General features: G+C 56.7%; 18 protein-coding genes. 14 read left to right on the plus strand and 4 right to left on the minus strand.

Annotated elements, in window-relative coordinates; translation table 11 throughout:
* Window positions 1–229: 229 nt before the first annotated feature.
* On the minus strand, window positions 230–370 hold the full coding sequence (locus NI21_RS17260) for a helix-turn-helix transcriptional regulator (RefSeq protein WP_081958030.1): 141 nt from the start codon (window positions 368–370) through the stop codon (window positions 230–232).
* A gap of 57 nt (window positions 371–427) precedes the next feature.
* On the opposite strand from NI21_RS17260, the gene brnQ reads away from it, so the two are divergent.
* The 5 genes from brnQ to NI21_RS0109330 all read left to right on the plus strand — a co-directional run bounded on the left by brnQ (window position 428) and on the right by NI21_RS0109330 (window position 6,684).
* Window positions 428–1,798, plus strand: coding sequence for a branched-chain amino acid transport system II carrier protein (gene brnQ / locus NI21_RS0109310; RefSeq protein WP_033125967.1), 1,371 nt, complete (start codon window positions 428–430; stop codon window positions 1,796–1,798).
* On the plus strand, window positions 1,795–2,481 hold the full coding sequence (locus NI21_RS0109315; RefSeq protein WP_033125968.1) for a response regulator transcription factor: 687 nt from the start codon (window positions 1,795–1,797) through the stop codon (window positions 2,479–2,481). The genes brnQ and NI21_RS0109315 overlap by 4 nt, the downstream gene beginning before the upstream one ends.
* The gene (locus NI21_RS0109320; protein WP_052084032.1) at window positions 2,478–3,665 is read left to right on the plus strand and encodes a sensor histidine kinase KdpD; all 1,188 of its coding nucleotides are present in this window, start codon (window positions 2,478–2,480) and stop codon (window positions 3,663–3,665) included. The genes NI21_RS0109315 and NI21_RS0109320 overlap by 4 nt, the downstream gene beginning before the upstream one ends.
* Window positions 3,666–3,760: 95 nt before the next feature.
* The gene (locus NI21_RS0109325; RefSeq protein WP_033125969.1) at window positions 3,761–4,441 is read left to right on the plus strand and encodes an ABC transporter ATP-binding protein; all 681 of its coding nucleotides are present in this window, start codon (window positions 3,761–3,763) and stop codon (window positions 4,439–4,441) included.
* 5 nt (window positions 4,442–4,446) lie between these two features.
* Window positions 4,447–6,684, plus strand: coding sequence for an FtsX-like permease family protein (locus NI21_RS0109330; RefSeq protein WP_033125970.1), 2,238 nt, complete (start codon window positions 4,447–4,449; stop codon window positions 6,682–6,684).
* Between the two features lie 16 nt (window positions 6,685–6,700).
* Here NI21_RS0109330 and NI21_RS0109335 read toward each other — a convergent pair whose 3' ends face one another.
* Window positions 6,701–7,573, minus strand: coding sequence for a LysR family transcriptional regulator (locus NI21_RS0109335; RefSeq protein WP_033125971.1), 873 nt, complete (start codon window positions 7,571–7,573; stop codon window positions 6,701–6,703).
* 410 nt (window positions 7,574–7,983) lie between these two features.
* Here NI21_RS0109335 and NI21_RS0109340 point away from each other — a divergent pair, with 410 nt between their 5' ends.
* From NI21_RS0109340 to NI21_RS0109375, 8 genes are all read left to right on the plus strand, one after another.
* The gene (locus NI21_RS0109340) at window positions 7,984–8,868 is read left to right on the plus strand and encodes an ABC transporter substrate-binding protein (RefSeq protein ID WP_033125972.1); all 885 of its coding nucleotides are present in this window, start codon (window positions 7,984–7,986) and stop codon (window positions 8,866–8,868) included.
* Window positions 8,869–8,883: 15 nt separating this feature from the next.
* Window positions 8,884–9,549, plus strand: a complete 666-nt coding sequence (locus tag NI21_RS0109345) for an amino acid ABC transporter permease (protein WP_033125973.1) — start codon at window positions 8,884–8,886, stop codon at window positions 9,547–9,549.
* Between the two features lie 28 nt (window positions 9,550–9,577).
* Entirely contained in the window at window positions 9,578–10,306 is a 729-nt protein-coding gene (locus NI21_RS0109350) for an amino acid ABC transporter ATP-binding protein (protein WP_171031586.1), read from the plus strand.
* 50 nt (window positions 10,307–10,356) lie between these two features.
* A complete protein-coding gene (locus NI21_RS0109355) occupies window positions 10,357–10,983 on the plus strand; it encodes an AAA family ATPase (RefSeq protein WP_033125975.1) in 627 nt (208 codons plus the stop codon).
* A gap of 88 nt (window positions 10,984–11,071) precedes the next feature.
* Window positions 11,072–12,076: a YafY family protein gene (locus NI21_RS0109360; protein WP_033125976.1), complete on the plus strand. Its 1,005-nt coding sequence runs from the start codon at window positions 11,072–11,074 to the stop codon at window positions 12,074–12,076.
* A 377-nt stretch (window positions 12,077–12,453) separates the two neighbouring features.
* Window positions 12,454–13,470, plus strand: coding sequence for an ABC transporter substrate-binding protein (locus tag NI21_RS0109365; protein ID WP_033125977.1), 1,017 nt, complete (start codon window positions 12,454–12,456; stop codon window positions 13,468–13,470).
* A gap of 24 nt (window positions 13,471–13,494) precedes the next feature.
* Complete coding sequence (locus NI21_RS0109370) at window positions 13,495–14,433, plus strand: ABC transporter permease (RefSeq protein WP_033125978.1); 939 nt, start codon at window positions 13,495–13,497, stop codon at window positions 14,431–14,433.
* A 12-nt stretch (window positions 14,434–14,445) separates the two neighbouring features.
* The gene (locus NI21_RS0109375; protein WP_171031587.1) at window positions 14,446–15,240 is read left to right on the plus strand and encodes an ABC transporter ATP-binding protein; all 795 of its coding nucleotides are present in this window, start codon (window positions 14,446–14,448) and stop codon (window positions 15,238–15,240) included.
* 108 nt (window positions 15,241–15,348) lie between these two features.
* Here NI21_RS0109375 and glgD read toward each other — a convergent pair whose 3' ends face one another.
* Both glgD and NI21_RS0109385 read right to left on the minus strand, forming a co-directional pair.
* Window positions 15,349–16,464 carry a glucose-1-phosphate adenylyltransferase subunit GlgD gene (gene glgD, locus NI21_RS0109380; protein WP_033125980.1) on the minus strand — a complete coding sequence of 372 codons (1,116 nt, stop codon included), beginning with the start codon at window positions 16,462–16,464 and terminating at the stop codon, window positions 15,349–15,351.
* 1 nt (window position 16,465) lies between these two features.
* Window positions 16,466–17,605 carry a glucose-1-phosphate adenylyltransferase gene (locus tag NI21_RS0109385; protein ID WP_033125981.1) on the minus strand — a complete coding sequence of 380 codons (1,140 nt, stop codon included), beginning with the start codon at window positions 17,603–17,605 and terminating at the stop codon, window positions 16,466–16,468.
* 245 nt (window positions 17,606–17,850) lie between these two features.
* Here NI21_RS0109385 and NI21_RS0109390 point away from each other — a divergent pair, with 245 nt between their 5' ends.
* Window positions 17,851–19,017 carry a membrane protein gene (locus tag NI21_RS0109390; protein WP_033125982.1) on the plus strand — a complete coding sequence of 389 codons (1,167 nt, stop codon included), beginning with the start codon at window positions 17,851–17,853 and terminating at the stop codon, window positions 19,015–19,017.
* Window positions 19,018–19,177: the final 160 nt, after the last annotated feature.

A 19,177-nucleotide genomic window follows, 5' to 3' on the forward strand; every position in this document is an offset into this window, starting at 1 on the left:
TGCCCTCTGTAAAAGAATATGCTATAAGGATAGCATCCCAGACTTTCCTGGGGCCGGGGATGCTATCCTCTATTACGTCTATTATTTATGTAAGTCAATGCCGCAAAAACGAGTAGAAATAAAGGTAAAACTTTCATTGTATTCATAGGAATCACCCTCACTTTCTGTTGAAACCTGAGAGCATTATGAAAATCGCATCCCTTTTCTTATCTGATTATCCCAAGAAAATTTACTGCTTGTTCAATAGTTTGATCTGCAAAGTCATCCCGAGAGCGGAAGCCGGTTTTACGAGCATCTCAAGAGACGGATTGTAAGCTCCGCTTTCGAAACGTGTAATGTTGGTTCGCGGAACACCTGCACGCTTCGCTATTTTTCGGAAAGTGTGCTATAGTAAAGGAAACGATAAAAAAACAGGAGATGCGGGAAAATGACAAAAAAACTCACATTCAAAGAGACTATATTTGTGGCGAGCATGCTGTTCGGCATGTTTTTCGGAGCGGGAAATCTGATCTTTCCCGTATCCATGGGACAGATGGCGGGCAGCCATATCTGGCAGGCTGCGGCGGGCTTCCTCATCACTGGGGTGGGACTGCCCCTCCTGGGCGTGGCGGCCCTGGGGATCAGCCGTGAGAGCGGCCTTCTGGGACTGGGGAGCAGAGTGGGGAGAGGATACGGTGTCTTCTTCACCTGCGCCCTCTACCTGACCATAGGCCCCTTCTTCGCTATCCCCAGATGCGCCAGCGTTTCCTATACCGTCGGGATGGAGGGGATACTCTCGGGGAAAGGACATCCTCTCTTCCTGGCAGCCTTTTCTTTTATCTTCTTTGCTGCGGTACTGTTCTTCGCCCTCAGGCCGGGGCAGATCATGACCTGGATCGGAAAGGTGCTGAACCCGCTTTTTCTGGTCTTTCTTGCGGTCCTTGTGATCCGGGCTCTGACCGCTCCCATGGGAGGCGTCGGGGAGGCGGTCCCCTCCGGAAGCTATGCGGAGGGCGCCTTTGCCACGGGACTGCTGGAGGGATATAACACTATGGATGCCCTGGCGGGGCTTGCCTTTGGCATCGTGGTTATCGACGTTATCCGGGGGCTGGGCGTGACGGAGCCCGGCGAGGTGGCAAAGAGCACGGTGCGGGCAGGGATATTCAGCTCCATCCTCATGGCGGTCATCTACGTTCTCGTATCGGTCATGGGGACCCAGAGCACAGGAGAGCTGGAGGTGAGCAGCAACGGAGGGGAGGCTCTGGCCCGGATCGCGGAGAGCTACTTTGGCGGCGGGGGAGCCTTTATCCTGGCGGTGATCGTCACCGTGGCCTGCCTAAAGACAGCGGTGGGGCTGATCACAAGCTGTGGGGAGGCCTTTGCGGAAATGTTCCCGGGCGGTCCTTCCTACCATGTCTGGGCGGTGATCTTCGCGGTGGGCTCCTTCCTGGTGGCCAACCTGGGACTGGACGCCATCATCGCCTACTCCCTGCCAGTTCTCATGTTCCTCTACCCCCTCGCCATTGTGCTGGTGCTCCTCACGCTGGCGGGGCGATGGTTCGGAAATGATCCTACAGTCCTTAGGTGGGCGCTGGGATTGACCGGGGCGGCTGCCCTGTTTGACGGGCTGGGAGCGTTGCCGGCAGCGACCAGGAGCCTTCTTCATCTGGACGGGCTTACGGCCGCGGTTCTGGGATTTTTGCCTCTTTCCGGTCAGGGCTTTGGCTGGGTGTGCCCCGCGCTCCTCGGCGTGGCCGTGGGACTGGTCCTGTACGTGATAAGGAGAGGTGAAAAAAAGAAAGCGGGAGGAGAGCGATGACCAGGATCTGCTATGTCGAGGATGAACGGGATATTGCCGGCGTGGTAAGTGAATACCTGGAGGAGAGAGGATTTCAGGTGTCACTTTGCGCCGGGGCGCAGGACGCCAGGGAGGCGCTGGGGAAGGAGGAGGCGGACCTCGTCATCCTGGACTGGAACATGCCGGACGGGGACGGGATGGCTCTTTGCCGCTGGATACGTGACAGATGGCCCCGGCTTCCCCTGATTTTTCTCACGGTCCGCAGTGATACCCGGGATATTGTGAATGGGCTGGAAGGAGGGGCGGATGACTACGTGACCAAGCCCTTTGAGCTGGAAATACTCTTCTCCCGCATCCAGGCTCTGCTTAGAAGGTCCGGACGGGAGCAGATACTCTCCTGCGGAGATATACGCCTGGACAGGGACCGGATGGAGGTCCGGATAGACGGCAGGAAGGTGGAGCTGGGACAGACAGAATACCAGATCCTTCTCCTTCTCATGGAAAATAAAGGCAGGACGGTCACGCGGCAGCGCCTGCTGGAGCAGGTCTGGGATAGCGGCGGCAGCTATGTCAATGACAACACACTGACCGTGGCCGTGAAACGGCTGAGGGAGAAGCTGGGCAGCCCGGAGAGCCTGCGTACTGTCCGCAGCTTTGGATACCGGATGGAGGCAGGAGACGAAAAGGGGGAAAAGAGAAGGTGAAGGGAAGAATAAAAAGAGAAAGAGCGGCCGGTATTCTGTCCGCTCTGGCGGCTCTCTTGGCCGCGGCGGCCGTCGTGACAGCGCTGGCGGGCAGCTATTTTGCGCAGAGGCAGTTTGACCTGCTGGGACGGGTCTGCCAGACCGTGGAGGAGCAGTCGCCCCAGGCCCGGGGAGCCCTCCTGCGCGCGCTGAAAACAGAAAAAGAGAAGGGAGATGCGGAGTCCTCAGGTGCGGAGTATCTGCGGGCTTACGGCTACAGGGCTCAGGATTTCCAGGAGTCAGACAGCAGGATATACGGAGTGGCGTTAGCAGGCTTCCTGGCGGCAGTCCTGCTCTTTCTTTTTGCCCTTTTGGGGATGAAAAGAAGACAGGAGAGGCAGATCCGGGAGCTGCTGGCCTACCTGGAGAAGGCGGGCACCGGGCAGCAGGGGCTTCTGGCGGAGGAGCGGGAGGATGCATTTTCTTGTCTGCGGGATGAGATATGCAAGACGGTGGCTGCTCTTGGCCAGGCGAGAGACGGAGCCCGGGAGGCCAGAGACCGATTTGCCGCCAGCCTGGCTGATATGGCCCATCAGATGAAGACTCCGGTGACAGCTATCGCTCTTCTGGTCCAGAGGATGGGCCAGAAGGGAACGCTGGAGGGGCTTCCGGCAGTGGAGCGGCAGCTTGGCCGTCTTACGCATCTGGAGGAGACGCTGCTTCTCATGTCCCGCATGGACGCAGGGGCTCTTGCGCTGCACAGGGAGGAAACAGATGTGTACACCCTTCTTGAGCTGGGGGCGGAAAATCTGGAGGATATCTGCCGGCAAAAGAGGGTTCGCATCCATGTGCCCCGGCTTTCGCCGGCCTGCCTCCGGGCGGACAGGGAGTGGACGCTGGAGGCGGTCATGAACCTGATGAAAAATTGTCTGGAGCACAGTCCTGCCGGTGGAGTGGTCTCCTGTGACTGGGAGGAAAATCCTCTCTATATTAAAATCCGCATATGGGATCAGGGTGAAGGATTTTCTGAGAGGGACCTGCCCCATCTGTTTGAGCGGTTCTACAGAGGAGAGGGGGCGGACAGGGACAGTGTCGGCATCGGGCTCTTTCTGGCAAGAGAGCTGGTGGAAGCCCAGAACGGTGTGCTGGAGGCCTATAACAGGCCTGGCGGAGGAGCCTGCTTTGAGCTCCGCATGTACCGCTGATGTCACCGGAATGTCACTTTGCTCTGGTAAGATGACAGTATCGGCGGATACTGCCGCTGAAAAAATCCAGTCAGAAGACAGATCGGGGGAGCGCTATGGAGCTGCTGAAATGCACAGGAGTAAGAAAAGTATACGGAGAGGGAGAAAATAAAGTGGAGGCCCTGCGGGGCGTTGACCTGATCCTTGAGAGAGGAGAGCTTGTGGCCGTCACAGGGGCCTCCGGCTCGGGAAAATCCACCCTTCTCCACATTCTGGGGAGTGTGGACCGGCCTACGCAAGGAACCGTGCTGGTGGGAGGAACAGATATAGGCAGGCTGAACTCGCATCAGGCAGCCATATACAGGAGGAGAAAGGCAGGGCTTATCTACCAGTTTTATAACCTGATTCCCTCCCTGACTGTGGAGAAGAATATGCAGATGCCGCTTCTTCTGGACAGGAGAAAGCCGGACCCGGTCTATTTCCGGCGGATCGTGGAGAGCCTTGGACTGGAGGAAAAGCTGCAGGCTCTGCCATTTCAGCTCTCCGGCGGGCAGCAGCAGAGGGCGGCCATCGGGCGGGCGCTCATGAGCCGGCCTCTGCTTCTCCTTGCGGATGAGCCTACAGGCAACCTGGACAGGGAAAATGCCAGGGAGATCATGGATCTTCTGCATCTCTTTCACAAGAATTTTCACCAGACCATCCTTCTTGTCACACACGATGAGAAGCTGGCGCTGGAGGCGGAGCGCATTGTCACCCTGGAAGACGGGCGCGTCGTCAGCGACAGAAAGGTCAGGTGAGAGGTATGTGGAAAGCGTATTCAGAAAGCTATCTGAGACAAAACCGGACGGCGGGCCTTTCCATCATGGCGGCAGCTCTCGGGGCGGCCTTTTTCCTCTCCCTGCTGTGCAGCCTGTTCTACAATCTGTGGGCCTATGATGTGGAGGCCATAAAGCTGGATGAGGGGAGCTGGCACGTCCGTGTTGAGGCGCCCCTGAGTCAGGAGGAGCTGGATCTGATCCGGAATTTTGCGGGAGTGGAGAGTGCAGAGGTCAGTACAGAGAGGAGCGCAGAGATCAGTACAGATGGAACCGAGGCCGGGACTGATGATGAGGAAGTGACAGAAATCTGGTTCGCAGATGTGGGGGAGACCTACAGGCAGATGGCTCTGATCTGCCAGAAGCTGAGACTTGACCCGGAGGATGTGGTCTATCATGAGCTCCTGCTGTCCCGGTATCTGGTGACAGATCCAGAGGATCCGAACCCGCCTCTTCTCCTGCCCTTCTTTGCTGTGGTGCTGATGGCCCTGTGTGTTTCCCTTGCCCTGGTGATCCGCACGGCCTTTGAGATATCCATGCAGGCCAGAGTGCGCCAGTTTGGTATTTTGTCCAGCATCGGGGCGTCGCCGGGGCAGATTCGTCTGTGTCTATTGCAGGAGGCGGCCGCCCTCTGCGTACTGCCGGTGCTGGGAGGCGTGCTCCTTGGCGGAGCCGGCTGCGCCGGAATTCTGGCCGCTGTCAACCGGTTCGCGGCGGATGTGCCGGGAAGGCACAGAGCCATCTTCCACTGTCATCCGATCGTGTTCGCTGTCGCCTTTGGAGCGGCAGCCCTTACAGTCCTTCTGGCGTCTCAGATACCTGCCGGCAGACTGGCCCGGCTGACACCTCTTGAAGCAGTGAGAGGGCAGGCATACAGGGAGCCCAGGCGGATGGGAGGGCTCAGGAGGATCAGAGGACTGGGAACCGCTGTGCTGAGCCGCATGCTGGGCATAGAGGGAGAGCTGGCGGGCAGCGCCCTGAGACTGCAGAGGAGAGCCCTGCGCATCTCCCGCATTTCCCTGACCCTGTCCTTCCTGGGCTTCACGTCCATGCTCTGTTTTTTCGCACTTGCCGGTATCAGCACCAGGTATACCTATTTTGAGCGGTACCAGGATGCATGGGATGTGATGGTGATAGTGAGGGATGCGGATTTGAAGGAGATTGGGGCGGTCTCGCAGATCAGACAGCTCCCCGGCGTTCGCAGCAGTGTCTGCTACCAGAAGGCAGAGGGGAGCATCCCTCTGGATGAGAGCTGGATCAGCGAGGAGCTGAAAGCGCTGGGGGGATACAGCGCCCTGACAGACAAAACGGAAGCCTCAGGGATCCCCTCTCAGATATTCATCCTGGACGATGAGAGCTTTCTGGAGTACTGCCAACAGATCGGCGCTCCGGCTGAGACGTCCGGCGCGGTTCTGCTGAACCGGATCTGGGACAGTACCGGCAGCAGCTTCCGGCACAGGGAGTATATTCCTTTGATGAAGCAGGACAGAGACACTCTTTCTATGTACACAGGGGAGGGGGAAACAGCGCAGATACCGGTTCTGTTCTACACGGAGGAGACGCCGCTTCTCAGGGAGGAGTATGAGGACTATGCCCTGGTGCAGTTTATGCCGCTCTCTCTGTGGAAAACTCTGGAGACTCAGGTGAGCGGTGTGGAAAAGGATACGTATGTACGCATCCTTGGACCGGAGAAGGCGGATGTGGAGACGCTGGATGAGATCGAGCAGGAGGCGGCAGGGCTTCTGGCTTCCTCTTTCCGGGTGGAGAGCGAGAACCGGATAGAAGAGAGGATGGTCAATGACCAGATGCTCCTGGGAGCCCGGACCATACTGGGAGCGCTGTGCGTCCTTCTGGGAGTGATCGGCCTTGCAGGCATCTTTACCAACACCTTTGGCTTTCTGCGTCAGAGGCGGCGGGAGTTTGCCCGATATCTGTCAGTGGGGATGGATCTGTCCGGCATGAAAAAAATGCTCTGCATCGAGGCGGCGATCGTCGCCGGGCGGCCTGTTTTCCTGGGGCTTCTCATCACTGTGCCGGTGACCGCCTTCATGGTCAGCGCCAGCCAACTGGAGACAGGAGTCTTCCTGGAGGAGGCGCCCTTCCTGCCGGTGGCCATCTACGCCCTTGCCATCATCCTGTCAGTGGCACTGGCCTACTGGCTGGGAGCCCGGAGGCTGCTTGGCAGCGACCTGAGCGGGCCGCTCAAGGACGACACGCTGAACTGACGGACGCTGGAACAGGTCAGAAGGAAGGGCTCATCTCCTGGACCAGGGCGATGAAGCGCCGGGCCGCCGGGCTGAGGGCCTTCTGTGACCGAAGGCCGATGCCCAGCTCCCGGGAAAATCCCGGATCCAGGGGGAGGTACTGTATGCTGTCCCCTGCGCTCTCCACGGTCAGCCGGGGGAGGATGCTGACGCCCAGGCCGCTGGCCACCATGGAGGAGATCACATGGTCGTCCTTTGAGGAGACCCGTATGCGGGGCGAGATCCTTGCCTCCTGGATGGCGTCGTGTATGTCGTAGTCCACATCCAGGGCGGAGATGATAAAAGGCATGTCGGTAAAGGCCTGTATGGGAAACGAGGTCATGCCCTCCAGATAGAAGTCCCTGGGGAAAATGGCGACCAGGGGATCCTCGTAAAGGGGCAGCCACTCCAGGGTGCCGATGTTTCTCCTGCTCAGGAGCCCAAAATCCGCCCGGCTGTTGTGGAGCCAGTCCAGGATTTCGTCAGTGCTGCCCTCCAGCAGCTCGATCTCAATGCCGGGGCACTCCTTCCGGAAGGTGCGGATCACGGAGGGGAGCCAGTTGCAGGAGATGCTGGCAAAGGAGGCAATGGTCAGATGACCGATCTCCAGCCCGTTCAGAGCTGCTGCCGTCTGCTCCAGATGCTCGTTGACAGACAGCAGGTTCCGGACCAGGGGCAGCAGGGCCTGGGCGTCCGAGGTGAGGGAGACGCCGCGTCTGTCCCGGAGAAAGAGGGGGAAACCCAGCTCGTTTTCCATGGCCTTCAGGACATGGCTCACACCGGACTGGGTGTAGCCCATCCGCTCCCCGCTTTTGGTGAAATTCTTTGTCTCCGCAATATCTGCGAAAAGTGCATATTTACTGATATCCATAATTACGCCTCCCTGCTTGAAATAAAAAAAGGAGGCGCTCTCTATTAGAGAAGACACCTCCCTTGGCATGCGTGTGTTCGTTTTGCGAGTATCCTTTTACAGGAGTCATTATAGAGGATTTTCGGGAAAAAGGCAAGCGGCGCCCGGCTAAAAAGGCTGGTCCAAAAGCCTGGCCAAAGGCCCGGGCATGCGCCCCATGAGGGAAAGCCAGCATGAGAAAATGTCATGACGTGATCAATATTTCTCGTTTTACAGCAGGGGAAAAGGGGACTATAATGCCCATATGATCCGGACAGCGGTAGCACGGCAGGCAATGGCGCTTACAAAGGCGCTGTGCCTGCCTTTCTCATTTATTTTCCCTATTTCTCCCGCTGTTTGGGTCGCCTAAAAAAGACAGGGAGGTAAGAGACATGAAAAAACGAATTGTTTCCATATTACTTACAGGAGCCATGGTATCCGCGCTGCTGGCAGGCTGCGGCAGCTCCTCTGACGACGCATCCGGAGCCGCGGCGGACACAGCTGACACAGCCGCCCAGGACGATGCATCGGACGGGGGCAGCACAGGTCTTGACTGCGAGGGAGCCCTGGACGGCGTGACGCTGAACCTGGGAACCTCCGGGACATACGCTCCGTTCTCCTACTACGGGGATGACGGCATGACCCTCCAGGGATACGACATTTCCCTTCTGGAGGAGCTCCAGAACATCCTGGGCTTTGACATTGCAGGCGGAGAGATCCAGGCCATGGATTACGGAGCCCTCACCACCTCCATCACCCAGGGACAGATCGACGTGGCGGCAGCCGCTCTCTGTGCCACAGATGAGAGAAAAGAGAACATGAACTTTACAGATACCTACTATGACGCGGGCATTGTGGTTGTCGTGGGAGAGGACAACACAGACATCACCAGCGTGGAGGACCTGGAGAGCGGCGACTATACAGTGGCTGTCCAGACAGGAACCATTTCCTATGAGTACGCGGCCGCAAATCTTCCCGAGTCCTGTCTCCAGACCTTTGACTCCCAGGCGCTGGCCTACAGGGCTGTGGAGGACGGACAGGCGGACGCCACCATCTACGACGCGCCCGGCACAGCCTATTCCATCAGCACAGGGGAGATCCACTTAAAGATCGTGGGCGATGAGTTCTACACAGGCCAGGCCCCCTACGCCATCGCCCTCTCCTTTGCCATCTGCGAGGAGTACCCGGACATCGTGGACTGGTTCAATGAGGCCATCCAGTATCTGTCCGACAATGGGACTCTGGACGAATTAAGCACCCAGTGGTGCGAGGCGTAAAGGGGAGATGACTGTATGAGTGCTGAACTTTTATCCACCATTCTTCCCATGATGCTGCGGGGACTGCAGGTCACCCTGCAGGTGGCGGTCATCGGCATCCTGCTGGGCTTTGTCCTGGGGGCTGTCAGCGGATACGCCCTCCAGAGCCGCAGCAGGATCGCCAGAGGGATCGCATCGGTCTACATCTGGATCATACGCGGAACGCCTATCGTAGTCCAGGCACTGTATGTGTACTTTGTGGTGCCGGCCATCATCTCCCTGGCGACCGGGGACCGGTTCGTGCTGGACAGCACAGTGGCGGGCATTATCGTCATCACCCTGAACGCGGGGGCCTTTATCTCGGCCATCGTAAAGGGAGCCCTGGAGGGTGTGGACGAGGGACAGAGGGAGGCGGGGGCAGCCCTCGGCCTCTCCCACCGCCAGATCCTGTTCCGGATCGTCATTCCGCCGGCCTTTAAGGCCATGATCCCGGGACTTTTCAACCAGTTCATCATTTCCGTCAAGGACACGGCCCTTCTGTCCATCATATCGGTGAACGAGATCACGCGCCAGACCCAGAACTATGTGGCCCGGACCTTCAACACGATCCCGGCCTACACTATCTGCGCGCTGGTCTATCTGGTGCTGCTGTCCATCCTTATGATCCTGCAGAAATACGTGGAGCGGAAAATAGCAAAATAACAGGAGGAGTGATACTATGGCAGAGACATTGATATCGGTAAAAAATCTGAGGAAATCCTTCGGGGATCTGGAGGTGCTCAAGGACATCAGCATGGACATCCACCAGGGAGAGGTGGTGTGCATCATCGGCCCCTCCGGCTCCGGCAAGAGCACCCTTCTGCGGTGCATCAACCAGCTTGAGACGCCCACCTGCGGGGAGGTCATGTACAAGGGCGAGAATGTCCTGGAGGACAAAGCAGATATCCGGAAATTCCGGGAGGAGGTGGGCATGGTGTTCCAGAGATTTAACCTGTTCCCGCTGAAGACTGTCCTTGGAAACGTGGCTCTGGCGCCGGTGCTCACAAAGCACAAGACAAAGAAGGAGGCCAGGGAGTACGCTATGGAGCTCTTAAAGAGAGTGGGGCTGGAGAGCAAGGCGGAGGCAAAGCCGGATATGCTGTCCGGCGGCCAGCAGCAGAGAGTTGCGATCGCGAGAGCCCTGGCCATGGACCCGGCGGCCCTTCTCTTTGACGAGCCCACCTCCGCTCTGGACCCGGAGCTGGTGGGAGAGGTGCTGAGCGTCATGAAGGAGCTGGCCACGGAGGGGATGACCATGGTGGTGGTCACCCACGAGATGGCCTTTGCCAGGGACGTGGCAGACAGAGTGATCTTCATGGCGGACGGCTATATCGTGGAGGAGGGAACTCCGGAGGAGGTCATGGGCCATCCCAGGGAAGAGAGGACAAAGTCATTTCTGTCAAGGTTCCTGGCCGCGTAGGAGAGGAGAGGCCGGCCTCCCATCCCTCCGGGGGGCCGGACATCCGGCTGGTGAAGCGGGACAGAGCCGGAGACAGATATGTCGTGACCATCACAAGACAGTTTGGAAGCCTGGGGCGGCCCATTGCCAAAAGGCTGTCTGAGATCCTCCAGGTGGAGTACTATGACAGGGACATTGTGGAGGAGACGGCCCGGCGGATGAACCTGCCTGTGTCCGCTGTCAGCGACAGGGAGGAGCGGAGCTCCGGCTTTTTTAGGATGCTCTTCCCCCTGGGGACAGAGGCGGAGGAGAAGCAGAGGCAGCTCTTTCAGGTCCAGTCCGGGATCATCAGCAGGCTGGCGGCAAAGGACTCCTGCATCATCGTCGGCAGGTGCGCGGACTATGTGCTGGCCGGCGAGAAGCATGCCATCCATGTCTACATCTACGCCCCCTATGAGGCGCGGCTGTCCAACTGCGTGGGACCTCTCGGCATGCAGGAGGACACAGCCAGACGGATGATCCGGGAGGTGGACCGGGCCCGGCTGGCCTACCACAGAAGGTTCGCCCACTACGCGCCGGACGACCCGGCCCACAAGCATGTGATCATCAACAGCGCCCTCCTCGGCGTGGAGGGCACAGCCCGGGCCCTGGCGGCCCTTGTGCGGATCAGGCGCGGGATGGGGGAAATGGACAGATAACAATATTTTATAACGTTGAAAGCCTGCTCATCAGCGTGCTATACTTGAGAGAGTAAGCAGAAAACAAGCTGATAAGGAGGCTTTCCCTATGCCCAAAGGACAGAACCAGAAACTGAAGCTGTACTATCTCGCGAAGATCATGCTGGAAAAGACAGACGACGACCACTACCTGACCATGCCGGAGATACTGGAGGCGCTGCGCTCCTGCGAGGTGACGGCGGACCGGAAGAGCATTTACACGGACCTGCGGGACCTGGAGCACCTGGGAGTGGAGGTGGAGGGGGAGCCCTGGGGCCGATCCTACCGCTACCACGTGGTGGGCCGGCAGTTCGAGATGCCGGAGCTGAAGCTCCTGGTGGATGCCATCCAGTCCTCCCGGTTCATCACGGCGAAGAAATCCAACGAGCTCATCCGCAAGCTGGAGAGCCTGGTCAGTGAGTACGAGGCCAGGGAGCTGCAGCGCCAGGTCTACGTGTCCGGCCGGATCAAGACCATGAACGAGAGCATCTACTACACGGTGGACGCCATCTACAGCGCCATTGCCAGCAACAGGAAGATCCTGTTCCAGTATTTTCAGTGGAACGCGAAAAAGGAGATGGAGCTGCGCCACGGCGGGGCCTTCTACAGGATCAGCCCCTGGGGGCTTGCCTGGGACAATGAGAACTACTATCTGGTGGGCTACGACTCGGAGGCGGGCATGATCAAGCACTACCGGGTGGACAAGATGCTGCACATCCGGATGTCCGATGAGGAGAGAGAGGGGAAAGAGCACTTCAGCGGGCTGGATATGGCGGCCTACACGAAGAAGAGCTTTGGCATGTTCGGCGGCCAGGAGGAGCAGGTCAAGCTGCTGGTGCACAACCGGCTGGCCGGGGTGATCATAGACCGGTTCGGGAAGGATATCATGATGATACCGGCGGATGAGGAGCATTTCACAGTCCGCGTGGACGTGGCGGTGAGCGGCCAGTTTATCAGCTGGGTCTTTTCCCTGGGAAATGAGGTGAAGATCCTGGGACCGGAGCCTGTGGTGGAGCAGGTGAACCGGGAAATCCGCAGGCTCATGGAGCAGTACGGGATCAGCGGGCAGCCTTAGCAGGGAAGCCGAAAGAATAAAGGTGGCATTTTTATAGGACAGCTTCTGGACTACACTGAGTTTAAAGATAAGAAAAAACTTAGTTGTGGAAAGGAGCTGTTCTTTTTATGAAGGGTTACAATACAGATAAAGGCTATATGGGATATGTGGAGGGAAGCTACATGCTGTTCGCCAGCGAGGAAGAGTACTACGATTACATGGAGGACTAGAAAGGATTAAAAAATAAGAAGGAATAAAATTTTTGCAGGAGGTCAGTCTATTTTATAAAAATAGATTGACTTCTCTTTTTTTGCGTTGTATACTAGCTTTCGTAGATGACTTTCGTACAGTGAAGTGAGAAATTTTTAAAGTATAAAAGCAACAGGGAGGAATAAGAGATGAAATGGAAAAAAGCAGCGGCAATTCTGATGGTGATGGCAATGACTGCCGGCCTTGCGGCCTGCGGAAGCGAGTCATCCTCAGACAGCGGTGAGAGCGAGGGAGGAGCGGACGGCTCCGGGAAATATGTGATCGGTATCTGCCAGCAGATGGAGCACCCGTCACTGGACGACGCGACAGCCGGCTTCCAGGACGCCTGCAAGGAGCTGTTCGGCGAGGACAATGTGGAGTTTGACGTGCAGAACGCGCAGGGAGAGCAGACCATGTGCTCCACTATCATGAATAATTTTGTTTCCTCTGATGTGGATCTGATCCTGGCAAACGCCACCCTGCCTCTCCAGACAGCGGCCCAGGCGACAGCGGACATCCCCATCCTGGGCACGTCCGTGACAGACTACGGCAGCGCTCTTGGCATAGACGACTGGACAGGGACAACCGGGGTAAACGTTTCAGGGACAAGCGACCTGGCTCCCATCGCCGAGCAGGAGGATGTGATGCTGGAGCTCCTGCCGGATGTGAAGACAGTGGGTATCCTCTACTGCTCCGCAGAGTCCAACTCCAAGTATCAGGCAGAGATGTTTGAGAAGGAGCTGGAGGAGGACGGCGTGGAGTACAAGGAGTACACAGCGGCGGACTCCAATGAGATCCAGTCTGTAGTGACAAACGCGGTGCAGGAGGTGGACGCCATCTACATTCCCACAGACAACACCATGGCGGCCAACCCGGGCATCATCGACAATATCTGCCGCCCGGCAAAAATCCCGGTGGTTGCCAGCGAGCAGGGCACATGCAGCGTGGCGGGAATAGCGACCCTGTGCATCAGCTACTATGAGCTGGGCTACACCACAGGCGAGATGGCCTATGACATCCTGGCGAACGGCGAGGACATCACAACTATGGAGGTGCGGACAGCGCCGGAGCCGACCAAGATGTACAATCCGGAGATATGCGAGGAGCTGGGAATCACTGTCCCTGAGGGATACGAGCCCATCGAGTCCGCATCCGCTGCGGAATAAAAGTAGAAAGGCGGAGACAGAAAAATGATAGCAGAATATTTTCTTTCCCTGAATCCTCTGGCATTGCTTCGGGCAATGCCGGGAACAGCGGCCCAGGGTATTATATGGGGGATCATGGCGCTGGGAGTTTACATTACCTTCCGCATCCTGGATTTCCCGGATCTTACGGTGGACGGATCTCTGGCCACCGGAGCGGCCACAGCGGTCATGCTGATACAGGGCGGGATGAGCCCGGCTCTCTCCCTTGTGTTCTCGCTGCTGGCAGGCATGGCGGCGGGCATGGTGACCGGACTTCTCCACACAGGTCTTGGCATACCGGGTATCCTGGCCAGCATCCTGACCCAGGTGTCCCTGTACTCCGTGAACCTTGGCATCATGGGGAAATCCAACCAGGGCATCAGCCTGACCCAGCAGGGTCTGGTGGCTTCCTCCAGATATGTGACAGGAGATGACAGAGTTTTCTTCTTCCTGAAACTGATCGTGGGATGCCTGATCCTGGTGGCCATCGTCTACTGGTTCTTCGGGACTGAGATGGGCGCCTCCATCAGGGCCACAGGCTGCAATCCCCAGATGGCCCGGGCGCAGGGCATCAACACTAACTACACAAAGGTGCTGGCGCTGACCATCTCCAACGGTCTGGTGGGCCTGTGCGGCGGCATCCTGGCTCAGTATCAGGGAGCGGCGGACGTCAATATGGGCCGTGGCGCCATTGTCATCGGACTGGCAGCCGTGATCATCAGCGAGGTGATCTTCGGAAAGCTCTGCGCGGGCAAAAAGATCGCCTTTGCCTACACGCTGGCGGCCGTGTTCGTGGGGGCAATCCTCTACTACGTGGCCTACGCGCTGGTGCTCTGGCTGAAGATGCCTTCAGACTATATGAAACTGTTCTCCGCGCTCGTGGTTGCGGTGTTCCTGGCTGTGCCCTACTTAAAAGGCCGCTGGGCAGTGAGAAGGAGGGCCTAGAAAATGGGATACATGCTTGAGATCAAAAACATTCACAAGACATTCAACAAGGGGACCATCAACGAGAAGAAGGCTCTCGACGGGGTGAATTTGAACCTGAACCCGGGAGATTTTGTGACCATCATCGGCGGAAACGGAGCCGGGAAGTCCACCACCCTAAACGCCGTTGCAGGCACCTGGCTTGTGGACGAGGGGAATATTGTCATAGACGGAGTGGACATCACCAGGCTGCCGGAGCACAAGAGGGCTGTCTATCTGGGACGGGTGTTCCAGGACCCCATGACCGGCACGGCCTCCACCATGTCCATTGAGGAGAACATGGCCATCGCCGCCAGGCGGGGGCAGAGGAGAGGCCTTCGGTGGGGCATCTCCAGAAAAGAGAGAGAGGAATTCAAGAAAAAGCTGGGAGCTCTGGGACTGGGGCTTGAGGAGCGCATTTCCACCAAGGTGGGACTTCTGTCCGGCGGGCAGAGGCAGGCGGTGACTCTTCTCATGGCTGCCATCAAAAAGCCCAAGCTTCTGCTTCTGGACGAGCACACAGCGGCTCTGGACCCGAAGACGGCGAAGAAGGTGCTGGAGATCTCTGATAAGATCATCGAGGAGAACCAGCTCACAGCCATGATGGTTACCCACAATATGAAGGACGCCATCGCCCATGGCAACCGTCTGATCATGATGCACGAGGGACGCATCATCTACGATGTGTCCGGCGAGGAGAAGCGGCAGCTCCACGTGTCCGACCTGCTGAAGAAATTCGAGGAGGTCAGCGGCGGAGAGCTGGACAACGACAGAATGATGCTGGGATAGACCGGCTGCAGAGTATAAAAAGGAAAGAGTGCAATAACAAGAAAAAAGCACACAAAAAGAAAGCCCATCTGACGGGCTTTCTTTTTGTGTCTATTTTTCTGTGTCTTTTTAAATCACATCGTTTCTCTTGATGTATCCCGGCTCATTGGGGTCAGCCACAACCTCTTTCACATGAGTGATCTTGGCGTGTTTGTCCACCACAATGTTCTCCAGATGGACGTCTGTGTCCACGATGACGTCAGGAAGGATGACGCAGTTCTTCACAACAGCTCCCTTCTTGATCACGCATCCACGTCCGATGACAGAATTCTCGATGGTTCCCTCGATGAGGCAGCCGTTTGACACAACGGAATTCTTTACGTTGGAGCCCTCGAAATACTGAGTCGGGCAGGAATCGTTGGTTCGTGTGTAAATGGGCCACTCATTGTCAAAAAGGCTGAGAGCTGTCTTGAAGTCAATGAGGGAGATGTTCGCGTCATAGTAGCTCTTGAAGTCTGTGATGGAGGCAAAGTATCCTCTGTGGGAGACGCCCCTCACATCCAGCTCATCGCAGGCCACGTTCACGATATCCGCCAGGCTGTACATGGAGGAGGTCTTGTGGGCCTTATTAACTAAGTCGATGAAGAGATCCTTTGACATCACGTAGGTGTCCATGAAGATATGGCGGTTCTTTGCTGTTCCGCGGTTCATCTCCAGAGAAAGGACGCCCTTCTGCTTGTTCAGGTTGACTGTATTGCAGTTCAGGAAATGCTCCTTCGCGTCGTCTGTGGAGTGGTACAAAAGCGTGATGTCCGCCCCTGAGTCAATGTGGGTCTGGAGCAGCTCGCTGAAATCCTGAGAGTAGATCATGTAGCTGGGCGCGATCACCACATAGTCGCAGTTTACTGTGCGGATGCACTCCATATTTTCCATGAAGGCGGCGATATCATTGTTGTAGATATCGTGCTCCAGACCTGTCTCTGAGAACAGGATGTGGAGTCTGCCGCGCTTGGAGTTAATGTTATAGTGACGTCCGGTTCCCAGATGCTCTGTCAGGGAACGGGGCTTTCTGCGGATGTATACCTGGATCTGGTCAATGCCGCTGTTGCTCATGTTTGAGATCGGGAAATCGATCACGCGGTACCGTCCCAGGAAGGAGAAGGCGCCGATGGGGCGGTGAGCCTGCATCCCCTCCACCCAGATGTGGTTTCCGGAAAAGTTTACAATACCTAATGCTTTGGCCATATTACTCAACCCCCTTTACACGTTTGGCGACAAGCTCGATGTGCTCGCTGTCAGCGCTGCCGACCTGAGCCTCTTTTCCAATCTTGACATTGTCCGCCACAAGTGCCCGCTGCACAACAGCCCCCTCGGCTACCTCTGCGCCGGGCATGAGAACACTGTCAATGACCTTTGCGCCTGCGCCGACTCTGGCGCCGGTGAACAGGACGGAATTCTTGATGGAGCCCTCGATGACGCAGCCCTGCGTGATGAAGGCCTGGTCGATCTCGGCGTCCGGTCCTATGTACTGGGGAAGAGCTGTGGCATCCTCTGTGTAGATCTTCCAGGATGCATCGTGGAGATCCAGCTCATTGTTCTTGTCCAGCAGGTCCATGTTTGCCTCCCACAGGGAGTCGATGGTCCCCACATCCTTCCAGTAGCCCTTGAACTTGTAGGCCACCAGCTTTTTGCCGTCGTTCAGCATGGCGGGTATGATGTCCTTGCCGAAGTCATGGCTGGAGTCCGGATCTTTCATGTCGGCCGTCAGCATCTTGCGGAGCAGCTTCCAGTTGAAGATGTAGATACCCATGGAAGCCAGATTGCTCTTGGGCTCGGCCGGCTTCTCCTGGAATTCCACGATGCGGCCCTCCTCGTCCGTGTTCATGATGCCGAAGCGGCTCGCCTCTCTCATGGGAACCTCGATGACGGCGATGGTGGCATCTGCGTCATGCTCCTTGTGGTAGGCCAGCATCTTTGCGTAGTTCATCTTGTAGATGTGGTCGCCGGAGAGGATGAGAAGGTACTCCGGAGAGTAGGAGTCTATAAAATCAATATTCTGTGAGATGGCGTCTGCGGTTCCCCTGTAGACGTTCAGATCCACGTCCGCTTTCTCACGGGGCGGGAGTACGTACACACCGCTGTCCCTCGCATCCAGTCCCCAGCGGCGTCCCGCTGCCACATAGCTGTTCAGCTGAATGGACTCATACTGTGTGAGGACTCCGACTACATCAATGCCGCTGTTGGCACAATTGCTGATGGGGAAATCGATGATCTTGTATTTACCGCCATATGAAACGGCAGGCTTGGCAACCTTATTGGTCAGCTCGTGCAGCCTTGAACCACGGCCGCCGGCTAAAATCATGGCTAACATATTGTTCTGTTTCATAATATGCGCCCTCCTCCTTTTACTGTGATATACAATATTATATAATTCTCCGGCGACACTTTCCATAATTTTTTGAAAAAAATACAAGAAATTTTGTGATATTTGATACGAGATTTGACGAAAACGCACAACCTGCAAGAACAATGCATAAAAGAAACAAAAATGATTGCAACTGCGGGGCAAGTAATGTATAGTGGTGTACAGAGCTGAATTGTCTAAAAATCGACAAAGAAATGGGGAAAAGTATGGAGAAACGATTTAAAAAAGCAGTCAGCGCAGAAGCGTTTATCTTCCTTGTGATCTTTCTTGCCATTTTCGGAGGACTGGCAGCAGTCATGGGTGGAGCCAACATGCTGCAGACGCTGATGAACACAGCCTACGCGCTTCTGATCGAGACAGTATTCAACATCATGGCCATTGCGGTCATGGCGGGCGCTCTCTCAGGAGTGCTCTCTGAGTTCGGCGTGATCGCCCTGATCAACAAGGCGATCACACCCCTTATGAAGCCTCTGTATGATCTGCCGGGCGCGGCCTCTGTCGGAGTCATGACTACATATCTCTCTGACAATCCGGCCATCCTGGGTCTGGCAGAGGACACAAACTTCCGGAAATACTTCAAAAAGTATCAGCTTCCGGCTCTGACCAACCTGGGCACGGCCTTTGGAATGGGACTGATCGTCACCACCTTTATGCTGGGCATCAATCTTCCGGGAGAGAAGATAGGGATGGCTGCCCTTGTGGGAAACATTGGCGCAATCATCGGAAGTGTCATCAGCGTGAGGATTATGATGGTCTTCACGAAAAAGGAATTTGGGACAACGGAATACTGCATACCGACAGCCGAAGGAGAGTCTATTGACGAGCTTCTCAACAGGCGGGAGATCCGTAACGGCCGTGCGGGGGGGAGACTTCTGGAATCCCTGCTGGACGGAGGAAAGAACGGCGTGGAAGTGGGCATGGCTATCATTCCCGGCGTGCTTGTCATCTGTACCATCGTCATGATGCTGACAAACGGGCCGTCCGCTGACGGCACCTACACCGGAGCCGCCTACGAGGGCGTGGCCCTTCTGCCCTGGCTGGGTGAGAAGGTTGACTTTATCCTGACGCCCCTGTTCGGCTTCTCGGACGCGTCCGCGGTGGCGGTGCCCATCACGGCCCTGGGAGCTGCGGGAGCGGCCATCGGCCTTGTGCCGGATATGGCGTCCGCAGGCACTATCCACGCGAACGACATTGCGGTGTTTACGGCTATGTGCATGTGCTGGAGCGGCTACTTAAGCACCCACGTGGGAATGATGTCCGCTCTGAAGTGCCCCCACATGACAGGCAAGGCTATCGTCAGCCACACCATCGGCGGTCTGTGCGCCGGTGTCGCCGCAAACTTTATTTTCAAGCTGGTAACTTTGATATTCTGATAATTTGATAAAAATATTTAAAGGAACAGGCAGACAGCTCACAAAAAAGACTGCATTTTCGGATGCAGTCTTTTCAGACTGTAGACAAAGGTGGTGCTGGAGCCCTAGCTCCAGCACCACTCTTTTTGCCAAAATGCCAACTCCCATATTTTCTTATAAA

Source organism: Eubacterium sp. ER2 (assembly GCF_000765215.1).
Classification (GTDB): domain Bacteria; phylum Bacillota; class Clostridia; order Lachnospirales; family Lachnospiraceae; genus Claveliimonas; species Claveliimonas intestinigallinarum.